The 16,940-nt window shown below is 37.4% G+C and carries 17 protein-coding genes; all 17 read left to right on the top strand.

Features of this window, described 5'->3' with window-relative positions; translation table 11 throughout:
* Positions 1-3 precede the first annotated feature (3 nt).
* The 17 genes from BXY41_RS23125 to BXY41_RS23040 all read left to right on the top strand — a co-directional run bounded on the left by BXY41_RS23125 (position 4) and on the right by BXY41_RS23040 (position 16,720).
* Complete coding sequence (locus BXY41_RS23125; RefSeq protein WP_104439253.1) at positions 4-636, top strand: hypothetical protein; 633 nt, start codon at positions 4-6, stop codon at positions 634-636.
* 169 nt (positions 637-805) lie between these two features.
* The gene (locus BXY41_RS23120) at positions 806-1,780 is read left to right on the top strand and encodes an AbiH family protein (protein ID WP_104439252.1); all 975 of its coding nucleotides are present in this window, start codon (positions 806-808) and stop codon (positions 1,778-1,780) included.
* 288 nt (positions 1,781-2,068) lie between these two features.
* Positions 2,069-3,514 carry a phage portal protein gene (locus BXY41_RS23115; protein ID WP_104439251.1) on the top strand — a complete coding sequence of 482 codons (1,446 nt, stop codon included), beginning with the start codon at positions 2,069-2,071 and terminating at the stop codon, positions 3,512-3,514.
* A 104-nt stretch (positions 3,515-3,618) separates the two neighbouring features.
* Entirely contained in the window at positions 3,619-4,230 is a 612-nt protein-coding gene (locus tag BXY41_RS23110) for a hypothetical protein (protein WP_104439250.1), read from the top strand.
* A 12-nt stretch (positions 4,231-4,242) separates the two neighbouring features.
* Entirely contained in the window at positions 4,243-4,587 is a 345-nt protein-coding gene (locus BXY41_RS23105; RefSeq protein ID WP_104439249.1) for a hypothetical protein, read from the top strand.
* 15 nt (positions 4,588-4,602) lie between these two features.
* Positions 4,603-5,922: a major capsid protein gene (locus BXY41_RS23100; protein WP_104439248.1), complete on the top strand. Its 1,320-nt coding sequence runs from the start codon at positions 4,603-4,605 to the stop codon at positions 5,920-5,922.
* A gap of 17 nt (positions 5,923-5,939) precedes the next feature.
* Positions 5,940-6,263: a hypothetical protein gene (locus tag BXY41_RS23095; protein ID WP_104439247.1), complete on the top strand. Its 324-nt coding sequence runs from the start codon at positions 5,940-5,942 to the stop codon at positions 6,261-6,263.
* 108 nt (positions 6,264-6,371) lie between these two features.
* Complete coding sequence (locus BXY41_RS23090; protein WP_242980337.1) at positions 6,372-6,632, top strand: crAss001_48 related protein; 261 nt, start codon at positions 6,372-6,374, stop codon at positions 6,630-6,632.
* A gap of 45 nt (positions 6,633-6,677) precedes the next feature.
* The gene (locus tag BXY41_RS23085) at positions 6,678-7,094 is read left to right on the top strand and encodes a hypothetical protein (RefSeq protein ID WP_104439246.1); all 417 of its coding nucleotides are present in this window, start codon (positions 6,678-6,680) and stop codon (positions 7,092-7,094) included.
* Positions 7,087-7,620 carry a hypothetical protein gene (locus tag BXY41_RS23080; protein WP_104439245.1) on the top strand — a complete coding sequence of 178 codons (534 nt, stop codon included), beginning with the start codon at positions 7,087-7,089 and terminating at the stop codon, positions 7,618-7,620. The genes BXY41_RS23085 and BXY41_RS23080 overlap by 8 nt, the downstream gene beginning before the upstream one ends.
* Positions 7,621-7,670: 50 nt before the next feature.
* The gene (locus tag BXY41_RS23075) at positions 7,671-8,003 is read left to right on the top strand and encodes a hypothetical protein (protein ID WP_242980335.1); all 333 of its coding nucleotides are present in this window, start codon (positions 7,671-7,673) and stop codon (positions 8,001-8,003) included.
* Between the two features lie 65 nt (positions 8,004-8,068).
* On the top strand, positions 8,069-8,554 hold the full coding sequence (locus tag BXY41_RS23070) for a hypothetical protein (protein WP_104439243.1): 486 nt from the start codon (positions 8,069-8,071) through the stop codon (positions 8,552-8,554).
* Positions 8,555-8,584: 30 nt separating this feature from the next.
* A complete protein-coding gene (locus tag BXY41_RS23065; protein ID WP_104439242.1) occupies positions 8,585-9,079 on the top strand; it encodes a hypothetical protein in 495 nt (164 codons plus the stop codon).
* A 32-nt stretch (positions 9,080-9,111) separates the two neighbouring features.
* Positions 9,112-9,441 carry a hypothetical protein gene (locus BXY41_RS23060; RefSeq protein WP_242980333.1) on the top strand — a complete coding sequence of 110 codons (330 nt, stop codon included), beginning with the start codon at positions 9,112-9,114 and terminating at the stop codon, positions 9,439-9,441.
* Positions 9,442-9,491: 50 nt separating this feature from the next.
* On the top strand, positions 9,492-14,225 hold the full coding sequence (locus tag BXY41_RS23055) for a methyl-accepting chemotaxis protein (protein ID WP_104439241.1): 4,734 nt from the start codon (positions 9,492-9,494) through the stop codon (positions 14,223-14,225).
* 509 nt (positions 14,226-14,734) lie between these two features.
* Positions 14,735-15,037, top strand: coding sequence for a MazG nucleotide pyrophosphohydrolase domain-containing protein (locus BXY41_RS23050; RefSeq protein ID WP_104439240.1), 303 nt, complete (start codon positions 14,735-14,737; stop codon positions 15,035-15,037).
* A gap of 702 nt (positions 15,038-15,739) precedes the next feature.
* Positions 15,740-16,720, top strand: coding sequence for a glycosyltransferase family protein (locus BXY41_RS23040; protein ID WP_104439239.1), 981 nt, complete (start codon positions 15,740-15,742; stop codon positions 16,718-16,720).
* The last annotated feature ends 220 nt before the right edge of the window (positions 16,721-16,940 follow it).

Raw genomic sequence — 16,940 nt, 5'->3', positions numbered from 1 at the left:
AACATGGAAATAAACTGGGACATTATAATATCGTTAGTTACCGCTTTTGCTGCACTTGCAGCTTTAGTATTAAGTAATAGACAGATGAAATTAAGTAACAAACAGCATTTGTTTGATAAGCGGTTAGAAAGTTACATAATTGCAAATGGGTTACTTCAGTTATATAGGGAAAATAGCAAGATAATTGATTATAAAACAGATGAACCCATATTTTCAATTGAAATGCAGTTTGCGTGGTTGACAAATAACTCTTATTTAGAAAGAATAACTCCTGCAATTAATGAGCCTTTATACGGAGAAAGTCACAAAGAATTATTAAAAAAGCTAGAAAGCCTCAAGGAGGTTTCAACTAAAATTAAGTTTGTTTTTTCTGCTGAGGAATCAATTATTTTGGGAGATTTTGTTTTCTGCTATCAGAAATTACTGTTTACAATGTATCAATATAACATACTTTTGACAAAAATGAAGCAAGTGGTAGAAGACGAAAAAATATCATTTAAAGAAGCTCAAAAACTTGTGGGAGAAGAACGAATAAAAATAGAACTTGAAACTGCTTTTGAAAATTTAAAATGTCAAGAAATCCAAATAAATAGGAATAAAGTTGAAGAAAAAATTAAAAAACAAATTATGCTATAAAAAAACTACTAACTAAATATTAAGTTAGTAGTTTTTTTGTTGAAATCAAGTCACATAAATTGCTATTTACAGAATTATGTTTAAAAAGAATAATATCTCTTTTTGCTTGTATATTTTATAATTTGTAATTATAATATTGATATATTACTGAATAAGGAGCAATTGTATAATGAGTAATCTATTTGTTTTTGGTAATGGTTTTGATTTGGCACACGATTTTAAAACATGTTTTAATGATTTTAAAGTTTGGCTAAATAATAAATATGATGATGATGATGACGAATCATTAGACGAATTTGGAACAATACCTCAATATAGTACTAATTATAAAAGGTTAGAATCTTACAATCTTGAAGAAATGGCTCGTTTTTTCTATGCATTAATTTATGATGTCGTTGGAAGTAATTGGAATCAATTTGAATCTGCTTTATCAAAACTTGATTGGATATCCATAATTAAAAAAGAATGTCTCTATTACAATGATTTTGGCTTTAATGATAGGGAAATTATGCTTTGTGCTGAGGATATAGCTGTAGGAATGAGAGATTTTGCCCACGTTTTAATAAACAAATTATTTAGTAGTTGGGCTACAGAAATTGATATTTCGCATCCTAAGACAATCTCAAAAGAGCTAATGGTATTAGTCGATCATGATCATGATTATTTTTTGAATTTCAATTATACTGATACACTTGAAACATACTATAATGTTAATAATATTTGCCATATACACGGGCAATCCTCTAAAAATGATACCTTGATTGTTGGTCACGCGGGGAAATATAAATATCCGACCGAAGAAGAATATGACATTTTCTTTCCATGCCATCAATATATTGCACAAATATGCGATTACTATAGAAAGGACACTAAAAATATATACGAAGAGCATATTGATTTCTTTAACGCCTTATATAATAGTAATGTTACTGATATTTATGTACATGGATTTTCTTTTGCAGATGTTGATATGTATTATCTAAATAAAATAGTGGAGAAATTAGATGTGTCTAATGTGCGTATTCATTTACATAGCTATAAAAAGGTGGACTTTAAAGTTTTTAAAAGGAAACTTATAAACTGTGGATTTTGTGATGATAAAATTATTCCATTTAGATTATCTGATATCAATGACGAAGATTAAAAATATCAATTATCGAGTAAAGGAAAGTGTGATATCATAGATATATAAGTAAGTATAAGATTCCCACATTTCCCATCCATAATATGTTATTATGATATCAGTGAAAAGTATATCAGCGTGCGCTTGGCTAAGGCTGGGCGCATTTTTCGTGGGTGAATTTATGGAAAATAAAACTGATAAGTCTTTAAAGATTAAAAAAGATTCTATATGGAGAGACCGGAATTCCCAACATCCTGAGTGGAAGTGTTCCAGTGGAGTGGTTTTTAAAACTAAGAAGGTGAAAAGCGGATGAATAGACGTAGCTTCGTAGATATCTGTAAAGGATCATTTGGGCGAAAGGTAGCTTATACTGGCGCTTCTGTTATCACACATGAAAATGTTTTAAAAGTAGTAGGTAAAGCAGTCGGCGTCTTGAACTATAACAGACCGTTCATTCGATACCTACATGATTATTACATGGGAGATCAACCAATTCTTTACCGAGAAAAAACAGTACGTCCAGAAATTAATAATAAAACGGTTGAAAATCATGCTTTAGAAATTGTTCGTTTTAAAGCAGGGCAAACATACGGCGAGCCTATTCAATATGTAAGCCGCAAAAAGGATGATGCCATCAATAAAGCTGTTGATGCTCTTAACGATTATATGAGAGACGCTCATAAGCAGGCGAGAGACATAGAACTCGGTACATGGCAAAGTTCTGTTGGAACCGCTTATAAGGCAAGTTTAAAGGCTGAAAAAAATAGCCTCATACCATTTAGGATTCACGTCCCCACACCTTTGAATACGATAATTGTCTATTCGCTGGAAGATGGACGTGATATGCTTTCTATTCAGCAGCTAAAAGATGAAAATGAGGAGCAATATTATCTTTGTTTCTCAGATGATAAATATTTCATAATTAAAAATGGCCAAATAACTAAAGCCGGCATAAATGGGTTTGGAGGAATTCCCATAACGGAATATCCAAACAATCCGGATCGATTATCAGATATTGAAATTGTTATTACAGCACTGGATCAAATAAATAAAATTCAGTCTGACCGAATGAATGGTATAGAACAGTTTGTCCAGGCGTTTATGCTATTCAAAAACTGTGAAATCAACAAAGATGAATTTATAGAAATGAGCCAGTTGGGAGCAATACAGGTTAAAGATTCAACGCAAACCAATAAGTCTGATGTTAAACTTATGACTGCTGAGCTTAACCAGGAACAAACTCAGGTATCAAAAGATGATGTGTACCGTCAGGTTCTTGTGGTTGAAGGAATGCCAGATCGTCAGCAAAATTCCGGAGGGGATACTGGTCAGGCGGTGTACCTTAGAAATGGCTGGGATTTTGCAGAACAAAGGGCAAAGCTTGATGAACCATTTATCATCGAAGCGGAAAAGAAGCATTGTCAAATTGTTTTAAACATCATCAAGCAAACAACGAATGACGTTCCTTTGACTGTAAGGGATTTCGATGTAAAGATTACACGAAATTCTACGGATAACATGCTTGTCAAAGCTCAATCCTTAGATTACTTATTGAAAAATAAAGTAAATCCGTTAATTGCTTTAGCCACTTGCGGTTTATTTGGAGATCCTGAAAAAGTATGGATAATGAGCAAACCATACATGGATACCATATTTAAAACTCAGGATCAGCTTGATGTTGAAACAGAAAAACTGAGAGCATATGAGTTGTTGAAGAATCAACCGAATAATTCAGTTAAAACAGGAGAAGCGTAGCTGCTTTTCTTTTTTTATTTAAAATTTGGAGCCATCCGTAAATGGCAAAATCCAGCAGGTGCGACCTGCGTAACCAAAAGCGTGGATAAAAGGAGGAAATTATTATGACTAGAGAACAGGCTAAAAAGAATTTAATTGCCCTTGGAGTTGCTGAACCGACCGATGATCAGGTTACGAACTACCTAAATCAGCATAACGGAGAAGTGAAAAAAATCCAAGACGATGCTGATAAATGGAAAGAAGAAGCTAAAAAGGCTGGGGACCTGCAGACAAAGCTTGATGAAATTGAACAGCAGAATCTTACAGAACTGGAAAAGGAAAAGAAGGCAAGGGAAGCAGCCGAAAAAGCTACTGCAGAACTACAAAAACAGCTTACACAATCAGCTGTTCAAGGTATTTTTGCAAAGGCTAATTTATCCGGAGATGAGTTTTCAGGAATGCTGAATGCTTTATCTGCTTTGGGTTTGGAATCTGCCAAGACCAGTGCGGAAGCATTTGTAGCCGGGATTTCTAAGCGTGATGAGGCAAATAAAACTCAATGGCAAAAAGAAACTTTCGAAAATACACCGAATCCGGGCGCAGGAGATCCACCGGCAAATACGGACCCGGGCAAGAAGAGTGCTGCAGCCGAATATGCAAAACAGTATTGCCAGAATAAAAATCCGCAGCCGGTTGCGACACCTATTGTCGGTACTCAGCCGGGAACATTAATTTAAGGAGGACATGAAATGGCTTACATGAAAGTAATTCAGGGAGAAATACTCCCCAATTTTTTGGAAAGTGCTGTAGGACTGGTACAGAAAACTGAAATGGTTACTCAGGCTATGGCTACCACTGTAGACAGCAAAAAGCTGATTTACGGTGGAACGGCGTTTCCATCTAATGATGGTAATGCAACAGGCATTATTTTCGAGACTGTCGATATGACTGACGATACAAAGCGTCCTACAAGTGTAATAAAAGCAGGAAGAATTTATGGAAACAGATTAAAGACCGAATTAACATCGGCAGCCAAAACAGCTTTGGCAGCAAAAGGGTTTGTAATCCTTGATGCTCCCGAAGTTGAATTTTAATCAGGAGGTACTGAGATGCCATTTAATGTATTGGACGCTATTAGCGTAGAAGAAAGACTTAACTTTGCTCAGAACTTTGCAGTTGCGAGACCGACTGTTCTGGATACCATTTTCCCGGATATTAAGACTCAGCATTTCAAAGCAGAGTATTACAGATTGATGCAGGGGCAGAACCTGCCGACACCGGCGTTTGTACATGCTTTGGATACTGAAGCGCATATCGGCACCCGGCCTACATTTGAAAAGGTGCTGACTGAAAAACTCTTCATCAAAGAGAAAATCAATCAGTCAGAGCAGCTGCAGATGTACATTACCAATGGCGTGCCTGATGATGATGGTTTAATCAAGTGGGTATTCGATGATATGGGACGTTTGTCCGACAGTGTCGTCACCAGAACCAAGATCGCTAAAGGAAATCTAATGAGTACAGGAATCATGAAAATCAAGGAGAACAACCTTGATATGACTATTGATTTCGGAATTCCTGCTGAGCAGAAAATCAACTTTGGCAACTGGTCTGATCCAGAGTATGATATCTTTTCTGATATCCAGAAAGCCGTTAAAATCCTTAAAGATCAGGGAAAGATTGCTAATCGTATGCTGACCTCTGACACACAGGTACAGCGTATCAGGAAAAACAAATCTATGCAGATTGCTATTTATGGTGCAACTAATGTAGGTAAATTGGTCACCATGGCTGAACTACAAAGAATGTTACAGGAAGAGTTTAAGTTGCAGGTGATTTCTTGTGATGAAATGTTTGCATACGTGAATTCTAGTGGTACAAAGGCAAATAATAGATATTTTGATGAGGATAAGGTAACGTTTTATACTGCCGATGTTTCTGGAAGTGCAGGTATTGGTCTCTGGGGCCCAACACCTGAAGAGGCTGAGTATGCTGCATTTCAGGAAGCTTTGGAAAAAATGTTTGTCACAGTGACTATGTGGTCAACACAGGATCCGGTAGCCAAGTGGACAAAAGCTTCCGGCATGTTTATTCCAGTATTACCTGATCCCTATGGGATTGTAATTGCAACTGTCTTAACTGGCTCCGGAACGCTAGGAACTTTGACGGTTAATTCCGTAGCAGGTACAGCTTCTGGTGATACCAAGGTAACTATTACCCCCGCAAAATCAAGCGGAAATCTTTATAAATACAAAATTGCTGATGCAGCTACCACAGTAATTTATGGTCAGAATGTTCAGACGTGGTCAGCTTGGGACGGTAGCGCGGACATCACAGCTACAACTGGTAAGATTATTACCATTGTTGAATGTGATTCCACATATAAAGCCATTAAGGCTGGTAACACCACAGTAACAGCTAAAGCTTAAGAAAGGCGGTGAAGTGAGTGGAGACGGATATTCTGGCTGATGTAAGTACATATCTTGGTGACGAAGTAAGCGAACAGGATAATCCGGTTCTGCTCATTCTCATTAATCGGGCAATTCGCAAGATATGCTCTAAGCGTTATCCTTATGGGTATACTGACAAGCAAAAGGCAGCGGCGGTTTCAAAGTACCGAGATATGGTCTTTGATGCCGCTGTTTATTATTGGGCGAAGCAGGGAAGTGAGGGGCAGAGTTCTCATTCTGAAAACGGGATATCCCGGGGATACCAGAGTGAGGATGACCTTTATTTTGATGTGGTGCCTATGGCAAAGACTTTATTATAAGATTTTAAGACGGTGCGTGTCTGGTTAACCTCCCGGCCGGACGCAGGGTGCATATCAGAACAATGGTGGTGGGCAGGTGTGCTTAATATGTCTGGGAGGACAGGGAGAATGATTATGACCAAAATGGAATTAAATGATACAGCAGAAATGATGAACAGTGCAGATTACAAGGAACGTTTCAGAGCTGAATATTATCAGATTGTTATTCGATATCAGAAACTGAAAACAATGCTTGAAAGATGGGATAAGGGAGAATTGGGCTTTAAACCAACTTGCCCGAGAAGCACTTATAATATGCAGATTTCTGCTATGACTAATTATATTGCGGTTCTGGAAGCAAGAGCAGTTATGGAAGGTGTGGAACTGTAAAGAGAGGAAATGTCCTTTCTTCTTCTTGGGTGTGGGTGAAATGACATGAGAGGGTTAAAACGTAATCAGAAAACATTATATTATCAGCTTTATTCAGAGCATATTCCAGTCTATGAAAAAGACTTGGACGGCAATATCATTCCTGATCCAGTGACCGGAGAACCACTCCTTACTGGCGATTATACGGTCGGGTATGCCGACCCGGTGGAGTTTAAGGCAAACGTGTCCCCTGCCCGGTCAGAAGCTCAAACAGAGCCTTTCGGGGTGTATACCGATTATGATAAAGTGATTTGTTCCTGTGACCTTACTCTTCCGATTGATGAGCTGTCGCAGATATTTGTTGACCGGAAACCGGCGGACGGCAAAGGAGCGGATTATAAGGTTGTCAAAGTTGCAGGAAGTTTGAATTCCTTATTGTATGCAATTAAGCAGTTGCCAGATGGAAGTGCAAAAAATGGCTAAGATAGTTATGAGAGGAAACTTCTCCTCAAAAGGAATCCAGTACATCATAAATCAGCTTGAACGGTATAAAACTAACTTACGCCAAAAAGCAGAATTGCTTTGCCGGCGCCTGGCAGAAACAGGGCAAACAGTAGCTTTGCAGAGCATTAATGATTCACCCTTGGGTAAGACTATAACCCTGCGAATAGAAATGTCTCCAAAACCTGATGGTTGTAAAGCAATTCTGGTAGCTGCTGGGCAAACGAAGTCTAATGACTTCGGGGTAATTTCGACTTTACTCCTTGTTGAGTTCGGAGCCGGTATACGGTTAAATTCCAATGAGAATCCTAAAGCTGGTGAATTTGGTATGGGTGTTGGTACATATCCCGGGCAGATTCATGCGTTTGACCAGAATGGCTGGTATTATTGGGGAAAAGATGAAAAGTGGCACCATACATACGGTACGAAAGCCACAATGCCTATGTATAATGCTTCTGTGGCAATCCGTACACAGGTGGCAGCAGTTGTAAAGGAGGTTTTCCAATAATGCTTGATATTTCCTCTTTGGTTTACACTCGACTTGTTAATGAGGCGCGTTTGAAAAAATATCTTTCAGGAAGCGGAACTACCAGGAACGATACGCCTTCAGTCTTTCCCTACCTTTATTTCAAAAGTCTGGGACAGCCGACAACAAGCAGTTCCCTACAGAACAAGCAGTGTTCCATATCAGCGGACTTTGAAATTACCATGTATGATTCCAGTTCAACCAGCAAAGCAAAACAATTGATTTTTCTAGCGGCTGATATCATGACAGAACTGGGATTTGTTTTAAAATACGGACCGCTGGAAGTGGACCGTTCAAGCACATCAGAAGCGTATCGTTGGATCGCAAGGTTTCATAGGACCTATTGCGAGGGCGATTTGATATAAAAATCATAGTAGAACTTTTCCTATATGGAGAGGTTCTTTTTTAATTTAAAAGGAGGAACAAACCCATGGTAAAAGCAATAGATTTAAGCACTGCTGGTATTCACGTTGGATACGCCATTGAAACTACTGCAGGGACAAAACCTACGGCATTTATTGATATTCCAAACCCTAAGAGTATCCCGGATTTTAATCCGGAGGTTGGAAGTTACGATGTAACATCTCTAAATGATACTGTTTGGAAACGATATATTGATGGTCTTAAAGATCCTGGTGGCGCGCTTGCAATTACATTCGGCATGTCTCAGGTATTCCTTGATTTATGGGAAGAATTATGCGATGCCTACGAAACGGCAAAAGAATCAAATAAACGGATGTGGTTGGAATTTTATCACCCAAGACTAACTAAGGCCTTTTTCTTTACTTGCGTGCCGGCTAGACTTGGTTGGTCCGCTTCTGATGTTGACAATGCATGGGACACAAGTGTTTCTGTAACACCCACGGGAGAAATTGGTTGGAATACACCAATAGTTCCTACAGCAGCGACTGAATAAATTGAGGTATCAAACGGGAGGTATTAAAATATGAAGACTCTAACAATCGGAGGAAAAGATTATAAAATTGAGTTTTCCTTTGAAGCAGCTGAACACAAGAATTGTGTTGACAAGGCTTTTAAAGTTGTATCTGGATCTTATATGGTCCGTCGTGGCAATTTTGGTGAGGATGATAAGCAGGGCATGATGGAAATGGTGATAGATGGCACTGCTGATATGGTGTCTGATATGCCATTGGTTGTTCCGTCTTTTTTATATGCTGGTCTATTAGAGCATAACCCGGTTTCCGATGAGGCAGAAGCAAAAGGGTTGTTTAAGCAGTTTATAAAAGAAAATCCAGAAGATGATCGTGCATCCTTTTATGGAATGTTTGATTTCCTTAAACAGTGTATGGAAGAAGACGGTTTTTTCAAACTGACCGGATTGGACAAACTGGTAGAAAAAATGAACCAGGAAGCAGAAGCGAAGTCCAAATCTGTGAAGACTCCTCAGGATCGCAAAAAGAAATCGACTGGCACAAAATAATATGGGAGCAATATCTGCCTGAAGCTTTATTAATGGGTGTACCCTATGATTTATTCTGGCATTTGAATCCCCGGAAGTTGCTTCCATTTGCTGAAACATATCGAAGAAAGAGACAGCAACAAAGTGATGATATGTGGCTTATGGGTCAATATGTTGCATCGGCTTTGGACGCTACCGTATGCAATGCCATGCCATTCATAAAACGGAAACAAAAAGGTAAATATTTAGAGAAGCCAATAAGAGTAGTCCCAATGACAGAAGAAGAGAAGAAGATTGAAGAAGAAAAAGAATTAGATAAATTCCTATCATTTTTTAATGAAATGAATATCGATGAAAATAATAACTGTTCAAAAGGCGAGTGATAATCGAAAATTCACTCGCCTTTTTTTGTATGTGTAAGGGGTGGTGAATCATGGCGGATGTAATTGATGATCTGAAAGTCCAAATAGATGCCAGTACAAACAATGCTGATGCTAAAATAGATAAATTTATACAAAAGATGATATCTCTGCAGTCTGCTATATCTGGAATTGAAATGTCCGGTGCAAGTCAGATTGCTTCTGGAATTAATCAGATTTCAAACTCAATCCAGAATTTTTCTAACAATACAAAAACTGCTGATTTTTCGAGAATAACAAAAGGATTAAATAAACTTGGAGCAGTTGATGTTCAGGGCGTCAGCAATGCTTCCAGGGCAATGTCAACCTTATCGGCCAATTTAAGTAATATGGGAACCGTTTCTTTTGATTCGCAAGGGATAATTAATCTCGCGTCCTCTATTTCTAAATTAGGCGGCAAAACAGTCACTCAAGCGGCCCAGAATATTCCTTTACTTAAGGGCAGTTTGGAAAGTTTTATACAGACAATGAATGGGCTTAATTCAGTAACATTTGATGCTTCTGGATTAAATACGTTGGTAGTCTCTATTTCCAAATTAGGTAGCAAGTCAGCAGGAAATGCCATTCCCAATATTCAGGCCCTTGGCGTTGCATTAAAAACCATGATGCAGACATTATCTGGTGCGCCGCGAGTAAATAGCAACCTCATTCAAATGACTAATGCCCTTGCAAACTTGGCATCTAATGGTTCTAAGGTTTCGAGTGCAAGCCGTTCCATGAGCAGTAGTCTTAATTCATATTCTAATAGTGCAGGGAGGGCTAAAGGAAACACCAAAGGCCTTGCTTCTCAAATTGGGATGCTTTATGCGAAATATTTTATGCTTGTTCGCGGTGCCAAGGGAATGTGGAAAGCAATTGACTCCTCCATGGATTACATAGAGACGTTAAATTACTTTGATGCTGCATGGGGACAAGTAGCTGATAATGGTATAAAAAGTTGGAAAAAACAAGGATATGATTCTGCTGAAGCATACGCCAAGTCATTTACCCAACGAGCTCAGGAATTAACAGGAAAGATGTCAGGATTCGTAGCCGATAACAACGGCAACCTGGTATCTACGGGGATGCCGAGTTTGGGTATAGATCCGGAAAGGCTTATGAACTATCAGGCTACTTTTGGGCAGATGGCTTCCTCTATGGGTGTAGCTTCCGAGACTGCGCTGCAGCTGTCAAATGCGCTTACTATGATTGGTGCCGACCTTGCTTCTGTCCGTAATTTGAAATTTGAGGACGTATGGAATGACATGGCTTCTGGTATGGTTGGAATGAGTCGTACTTTAGATAAATATGGAGTAAATATCCGTAATGTAAACTTGCAGGAAAAGCTAAATGAACTTGGGATAAAAGCTAAAATAACAGCTTTAAATCAGCAGGATAAAGCATTGTTAAGGACTATAATTTTATTAGATTCCACTCGTTATGCTTGGGGTGACCTATCAAATACACTTGGTCAGCCAGCGAACCAGTTAAGGCTGTTACAATCAAACTTTGAGAACTTGGCCAGAACTGTCGGCAGTATATTTCTTCCTATTGTAACAAGCATTTTACCCTACGTGAATGCTCTATTAATAGCTGTACAGCGCCTGTTCGCATGGATAGGCAATCTGCTTGGGATTAAAATTGGCGATATGGGTATGTCAATAGGTTCTGCAGCTGTAGACATGAGCAGTATGGAAGATGCCGCCGAAGATGTTGCTGGAAGTACTGGTGATGCGGCTAAAAACACAAAGAAAATGTCTGATAATTTACAGTCATTTGATAAATTAAACGTTGTCTCAACCAAAAGTTCATCAGGCGATAAGGAATCTGGAAAGGTAGCACCTGGCATTCTTGATGACGCCTTTTTAAATGCTTTTTCAGAGTACCAAAAGTCATGGGATACCGCTTTTGCTAATATGAAAAATTCCGCTCAAGATATGGCAGATGGAATTGAAAATGTATTTGAAAAAATCTGGGATATTGCAGAGCCTACCAGGGAAGCAATGAAGCGCTTATGGAATGAGGGATTTAAAGAATTTGGAGAATTCAGTGCGGATACGCTTAAAGATTTTTATAACAATTTCTTAGTTCCAGTAGGGACATGGACATTGGGAGAAGACGGTCTGGCAAGATTCTTAAATATCACCAATGCCATGCTTAAGGATATTAACTGGACAAAACTCGGTTCAAGTCTCAGCGATTTTTACAAAGAACTGTCAAGACTTACCATCATTACTTTTACCAGTGTCTTAGATTTTTACGCTGATTTTCTAAAACCTATAGCTGTGTGGGGAGTTGGTAACGGGCTTCCTCGTTTGCTGGATATAATGACCAATCTGTCAAAAAAGATAAAGTGGGAACAGTTTATTAGTGCTTTAGATGATGTATACAAAGCCTTATCACATTTGACCATAGGGATTGGCAATGGTCTTATTGGATTTGTTGAGGGATTAGCAAAAGTTCTTACGCCAGTTTTGTCCGGTTCAGTGAGCGCCTTAGCATTAGTTTTAAAAGGTTTCTCGTCCGTAATATTGTCTATACCTCAGGGGACGCTTGTATTTTTAACTGGAGCAATTGCAGGATTTTTGACTACTTTTATTACATATAAAGCTGCAGTTGCCGCTATTGATGCTATTAAGCTTGGTATTACGGCACTGTATGTAGCATTAGATGATTTCTTTATAAAAGCGGTAGGCTGGATAGCTGCAAATCCATACGTGGCGTTGGCCGCTGGTTTAGTAGCAATCGCAGGCGGTTTAATCGCCATGAATCAGAATTGGAAGAGGGAAATGGCAGAGCAATTTTCTGAATTTCAGGAAAGGATAGGTTCTAATACTGATGAATTGAATGATGCGGCCGATGCATTTTTAGATGTGGCAACGAATAGCCGAAAAGTAATTGAAAGTGCAGACCAGGATGCAGAGAAGTTAGATACTCTTGCTCAATCATATTTTTATCTTGCGGATCAAGTCTCTCTTACATCTGCAGAACAAGATCAGTTAAAAAACTATGCTCAGCAATTAATTGATAAGGTACCCGAATTACAGGGAATGATCGATAAGACAACAGGCCGATATACGGCACAGAGAGATGAGATACAAAAGGTTATTGAAAAGCAACAAGAATACTATCAGGTTATGGCATACCAAAAAGTTGTAGAAGAGTATGGGGCTGCTTTATCTGAAGCTAATGTACAAATGGCTATATCTGAAAAACAGTACGAAAATAATAAAGCAAAACTTGGTGATTTGCAAGGAGCTATGGATAGTCTTACAGGAAGTTACGAAGATCAGAATATATGGTATGAAAAAAATAAGGAATCGTTAGAGAAATATGGTATCTCTATGGATAGCAATAAATCAATTGCTCAACAGCTGGCCCAGCAGATATCTTTTTATGAACAGGAATTAGGAAAGTCCACAGAAGCGCAAAATACTGCAAAGAAAGCTGTTGAAGATGCCAATTTGGCGTATGGTACTGCCAATGAGATATTAACCGGGCATAAGAAAAAATATGAGGAATTGGAAAGTACTATTAATTCTATGAACTTTGGTAAAGTTACAATTGACGCTTCAAAGGCTATTGATGATCTTGGTGGAGTGTTTGTTAACGGTAAGCAAGTTGTTGGAGAAGCTGCCGTAGAACTGTATCGGTCAATAATAGAGGCTTATGGCAATACTGACAAAGATATGTATGATCTTGGCGAAAAAGGTGTTGTTCAGTTTGGACAGGGTGGTAAAAATGGGGTTCCTGAAGCCGTAAGCACTATGAATGAGGAACTTTGGGCCAAAGTAAAAGCTGATTATGAATCCAAAGGATACCAAGTGTCTTATGACGGGGGCAAACTGTTAGTAAAATCAATTGGTGATGGAGGGAAGTCAGGGGCTCAGGAAACGGCAAATGCTGTCACTGATGCTGTCACTGGTGGAATAAAGAGCGAAGAGAATACCACGAAATTTATTAATTCCGGTATTTATGGAGCCAATAAGGTCTTAGAAGGTGGTAAATCCTTAAATACAGAACTGCAAAATTTAGGGTCCGGTTGGGCGGCTTTTTCCAACGAAGGATTAAGGCAGAAGTTTGAAGAATTACAAAAGTCAGGAACTCCTTCTATATTAAGGAATTGGGCGCAAGTTGGAATTATCAATCCTTTTACAGATATTATGGGAATCCATTCGCCATCTACCGTATTTGCTGGGTTCGGCAATTTTATCGTACAAGGTTTAAATGACGGTATTAAAAATAATCAGGAGAGTAGTAGGGGGATAATAAGTACATGGGTTGGAAATATCAAGGATTGGTTTACAGATCTGCTCGATATTCATTCCCCGTCAAAGTTATTCTCTGAATATGGAGTCTTTACCGTAAAAGGGTTTAATGCCGGTATTTCAGATAATATGGATTCATCTTCAAGTCTTATCGAAAAATGGGCAGATAATGTATCCAAGGCGTTTGACATAGCAAATGTAGTTACCCCCAATGTAGGAACTACATACAGTGTTAACCGGGAGTTCTTTGATAAGGTAGATACCAAAGCATCAGTGTCGTTTGACAAAACCACATATGATTTTAAAGCCGGCATTTCAGCAGAGTTAAACGCGGCATTATCTGGTATTATTGATTATGATCGTTTGGGGAATGTTCTGGCCGAGAAACTTGAGAGTGCTAAAATTACTGCAGAATTGGATTCTGATAAAGCTTACAATAATGTAAAGGATAACTGGAGCAAGGAATACTGGCGAAATAAAAAGGCTCCGGTCCCGATTTAAAATTTATCAAAGCCGCCAGTGGTAAATAATTCTGGCGGCTTTTAATATGTTTCAATGATAAATAAAGGATATTAAAATATTTTCATTTATAAAAGATATGAACGTACTATACAACAAATACCATTAAACCATTGTATTTAAAGCGTTTCACTAATTTGTGAAAAAACTGTGAATGAATAATGGTGGTGTTTTATAAGCGATTATAGCTGATGTATGTATATTAGCAGATTATAGATGAATAAATATTAATAAAATGCAGTTTAAAATATCACTGGTAGTAACGTGCTTTTTTAAATTAATATCCAGCAAAATACTAACTGCTAATTGCATCTGCTGAAATTTCTTCTCCTCGAAAAAAGGTGGACATGGGTTGGGAATGGCTTTCATATTAGCAAAATTAGGATTTGATGTTTTAGCGCACATTGAAAACTTAATATTGATAGTTAGTAAGTTTGATGGTAGTCTGTTAATTGTAGCATTTATGTTTAACTAAAAAATGGAGGGGGAAGATGCAAGAAATAGTCGAGAATTTTATTAAAAAATATAATCTGTCCTGTGGCGAAAAAATTAGATATATAGATTTGGTTAGTGAAATTGGAGAATTGGGAAAGGAAATTATCAAAAGCTGCAATTATGGAAAGATAGAGTCTTCATATACTGTTGAAGCCGAAGAAGAGATGGGGGATTGCCTCTTTGCATTAATTGCTTTATGCTGCGAGATGAATATTGATGCGAATTCAGCTTTGAATAACGCTATGGTAAAATACAAAAACAGATTTTCTGTTAAAGGTGAAATAAGTTCAGGTAAATGAGAGTATGAAGAAAACTACTAACTATCAGTATTGAGTTAGTAGTTTTTTTGTACTTAAAATGTAATAAGTTATTTCACAAAACTGAAATTTTATTGCTCTCTAAATTATTACAATGTTAAACCATGAGGCTTCAAAGAAAAATGCCCTCAAGATTAATATGAGGACATTTTTCTAACTAAGGTTTAAGCTGTCAACAATACTTCATTAACAACCTATTGTTATTTCCGCATTGCCATCCATAACTTGACACCTTCGTCTATAATGTTGTGTTCATTGATGAACACAACATTATTATGAGCATAATCTATAAAAATATTATGGTAATAACAGTAAATGAAAAAGAGAAGTAAACTATAGAAAATGGTTGAACCAGTAACCTGAAATTTGGTTCACAAAACAAGCATTAGTGAATCTTGATCGAGTGCTAGCAGAATTTGGCGCCACAAGACCAAATATTGCGGAGGTGGAGATTTTTCTAACAGACCCACAAGAACATTTTGAAAAAATCAAACTTCAGTACTTGGTTTTGGCATGTCAGACTCCCAACACTCTGAATGGAAGTGTTCCAGTGGAATGGTTTTTAAAACTAAGAAGGTGAAGAGCGGATGAAAGTCTTTAGTAGCAACTGATTTTTTATTTCATATAATTTTAGTAGTTACTGTTAAAATTCCGTGCGCCAGATGGCAAAGAGGACTATTAAATATGAAATATAAGGTAGCAATTTATTGTGACAAGCTTTATGCAGGCGATATTTTATGGGGCTTTACTGCAGCTGGTCATGAAGCGCAAATAATAACACCGACTTCTATAGAAAATTTTGATAAATTAATGGAATTAATAAATCCTGATTTATTAATTCTTTCCTCCTATATGGGTTATTTTCAACATTCTATGCTTAATCATATTGGTTCCAGAAATTCACCAAATTATAAGTGTGTTTGCTGGGATACCGAAGGAATTGGCCAATACGATTTACAGATGACAGGATTTGAATTATCAAAGCCCGATATGATATTTTCGATTTGTCCTGAAATGCTTGAAAAGCTTAAAAGTAAAAGTATTCCCTGTGAGAGACTTGATTTTGCTTATAATCCAACCATTCATTATCCAAAATCAATATCTGCAAATGAAAATAATACGATTAGCTTAGTTGGAAATGCATGGTTATGGTATTCAAATCATTATCCTGAGCATTTCCGCTATCGTAAAGCAATTCCTATTATATTAAAACCTTTAATTGAAAATAATTATAAAATAGATTTTTACGGTTCTACAGAATATAAGCAGGTTATAAAAAATTTTCTAAATCTCGATGTACCAATGGAATGGTTCAAAGGTACAATTCCCTATGAGAAAACTTGCGATATCTATAATAATTCCTTTATAAATTTAATCACACAAAATCACGATCAAACTATAACAAGACGTACTTTTGAAATTTTAGGCTCCGGAGGTTTCGGGCTTTCTTGTTATAATACTGCTATAAATAATATGTTTGGAAATAGCGGTGCAATGGCTATTGCTAATTCTTCTGATGAGACTCTTGAGTTATTGGAGTATTATAGTAAAAACATAGATGAATATATAAAGGTTCGTAAAAATGCTGTTACAAGCGTACAAAACCACACTTATAAAGAAAGAGCTGAAGAAATAATCAATAAGATATTTATAACAGCAAAATAGATAAAACGAATAAAAAAAAGTATATCAACGTGCGCTTGGCTTTTGCTTGGCGCATTTTTCGTGTGTGTACTATCTGAAGAGCACATTTATAAATTCCGAAATATTAAAATATTCAGCAAGGTAAAGTAAATGGTAAATAACCCGTCTACTTTTGGATTCCTCATAAAATTGAGATAATGGTGTAAAGTTGAAAAGTTTCTAACAAACTTTTCACACAGAA

The organism is Lacrimispora xylanisolvens (assembly GCF_002934545.1).
GTDB lineage: Bacteria > Bacillota > Clostridia > Lachnospirales > Lachnospiraceae > Lacrimispora > Lacrimispora xylanisolvens.
The sequence above is the reverse complement of the archived record's forward strand: the minus strand, read 5'-3'. Positions and strand labels throughout refer to the sequence as shown.

Excerpts from the sequence above, each read along its gene's own strand:
- BXY41_RS23125 (WP_104439253.1), top strand. The coding sequence starts at position 4 with ATGGAAATAAACTGGGACATTATAATATCGTTAGTTACCGCTTTTGCT.
- BXY41_RS23120 (WP_104439252.1), top strand. The coding sequence starts at position 806 with ATGAGTAATCTATTTGTTTTTGGTAATGGTTTTGATTTGGCACACGAT.
- BXY41_RS23115 (WP_104439251.1), top strand. The coding sequence starts at position 2,069 with ATGAATAGACGTAGCTTCGTAGATATCTGTAAAGGATCATTTGGGCGA.
- BXY41_RS23110 (WP_104439250.1), top strand. The coding sequence starts at position 3,619 with ATGACTAGAGAACAGGCTAAAAAGAATTTAATTGCCCTTGGAGTTGCT.
- BXY41_RS23105 (WP_104439249.1), top strand. The coding sequence starts at position 4,243 with ATGGCTTACATGAAAGTAATTCAGGGAGAAATACTCCCCAATTTTTTG.
- BXY41_RS23100 (WP_104439248.1), top strand. The coding sequence starts at position 4,603 with ATGCCATTTAATGTATTGGACGCTATTAGCGTAGAAGAAAGACTTAAC.
- BXY41_RS23090 (WP_242980337.1), top strand. The coding sequence starts at position 6,372 with ATGATTATGACCAAAATGGAATTAAATGATACAGCAGAAATGATGAAC.
- BXY41_RS23085 (WP_104439246.1), top strand. The coding sequence starts at position 6,678 with ATGAGAGGGTTAAAACGTAATCAGAAAACATTATATTATCAGCTTTAT.
- BXY41_RS23080 (WP_104439245.1), top strand. The coding sequence starts at position 7,087 with ATGGCTAAGATAGTTATGAGAGGAAACTTCTCCTCAAAAGGAATCCAG.
- BXY41_RS23070 (WP_104439243.1), top strand. The coding sequence starts at position 8,069 with ATGGTAAAAGCAATAGATTTAAGCACTGCTGGTATTCACGTTGGATAC.
- BXY41_RS23065 (WP_104439242.1), top strand. The coding sequence starts at position 8,585 with ATGAAGACTCTAACAATCGGAGGAAAAGATTATAAAATTGAGTTTTCC.
- BXY41_RS23060 (WP_242980333.1), top strand. The coding sequence starts at position 9,112 with ATGGGTGTACCCTATGATTTATTCTGGCATTTGAATCCCCGGAAGTTG.
- BXY41_RS23055 (WP_104439241.1), top strand. The coding sequence starts at position 9,492 with ATGGCGGATGTAATTGATGATCTGAAAGTCCAAATAGATGCCAGTACA.
- BXY41_RS23050 (WP_104439240.1), top strand. The coding sequence starts at position 14,735 with ATGCAAGAAATAGTCGAGAATTTTATTAAAAAATATAATCTGTCCTGT.
- BXY41_RS23040 (WP_104439239.1), top strand. The coding sequence starts at position 15,740 with ATGAAATATAAGGTAGCAATTTATTGTGACAAGCTTTATGCAGGCGAT.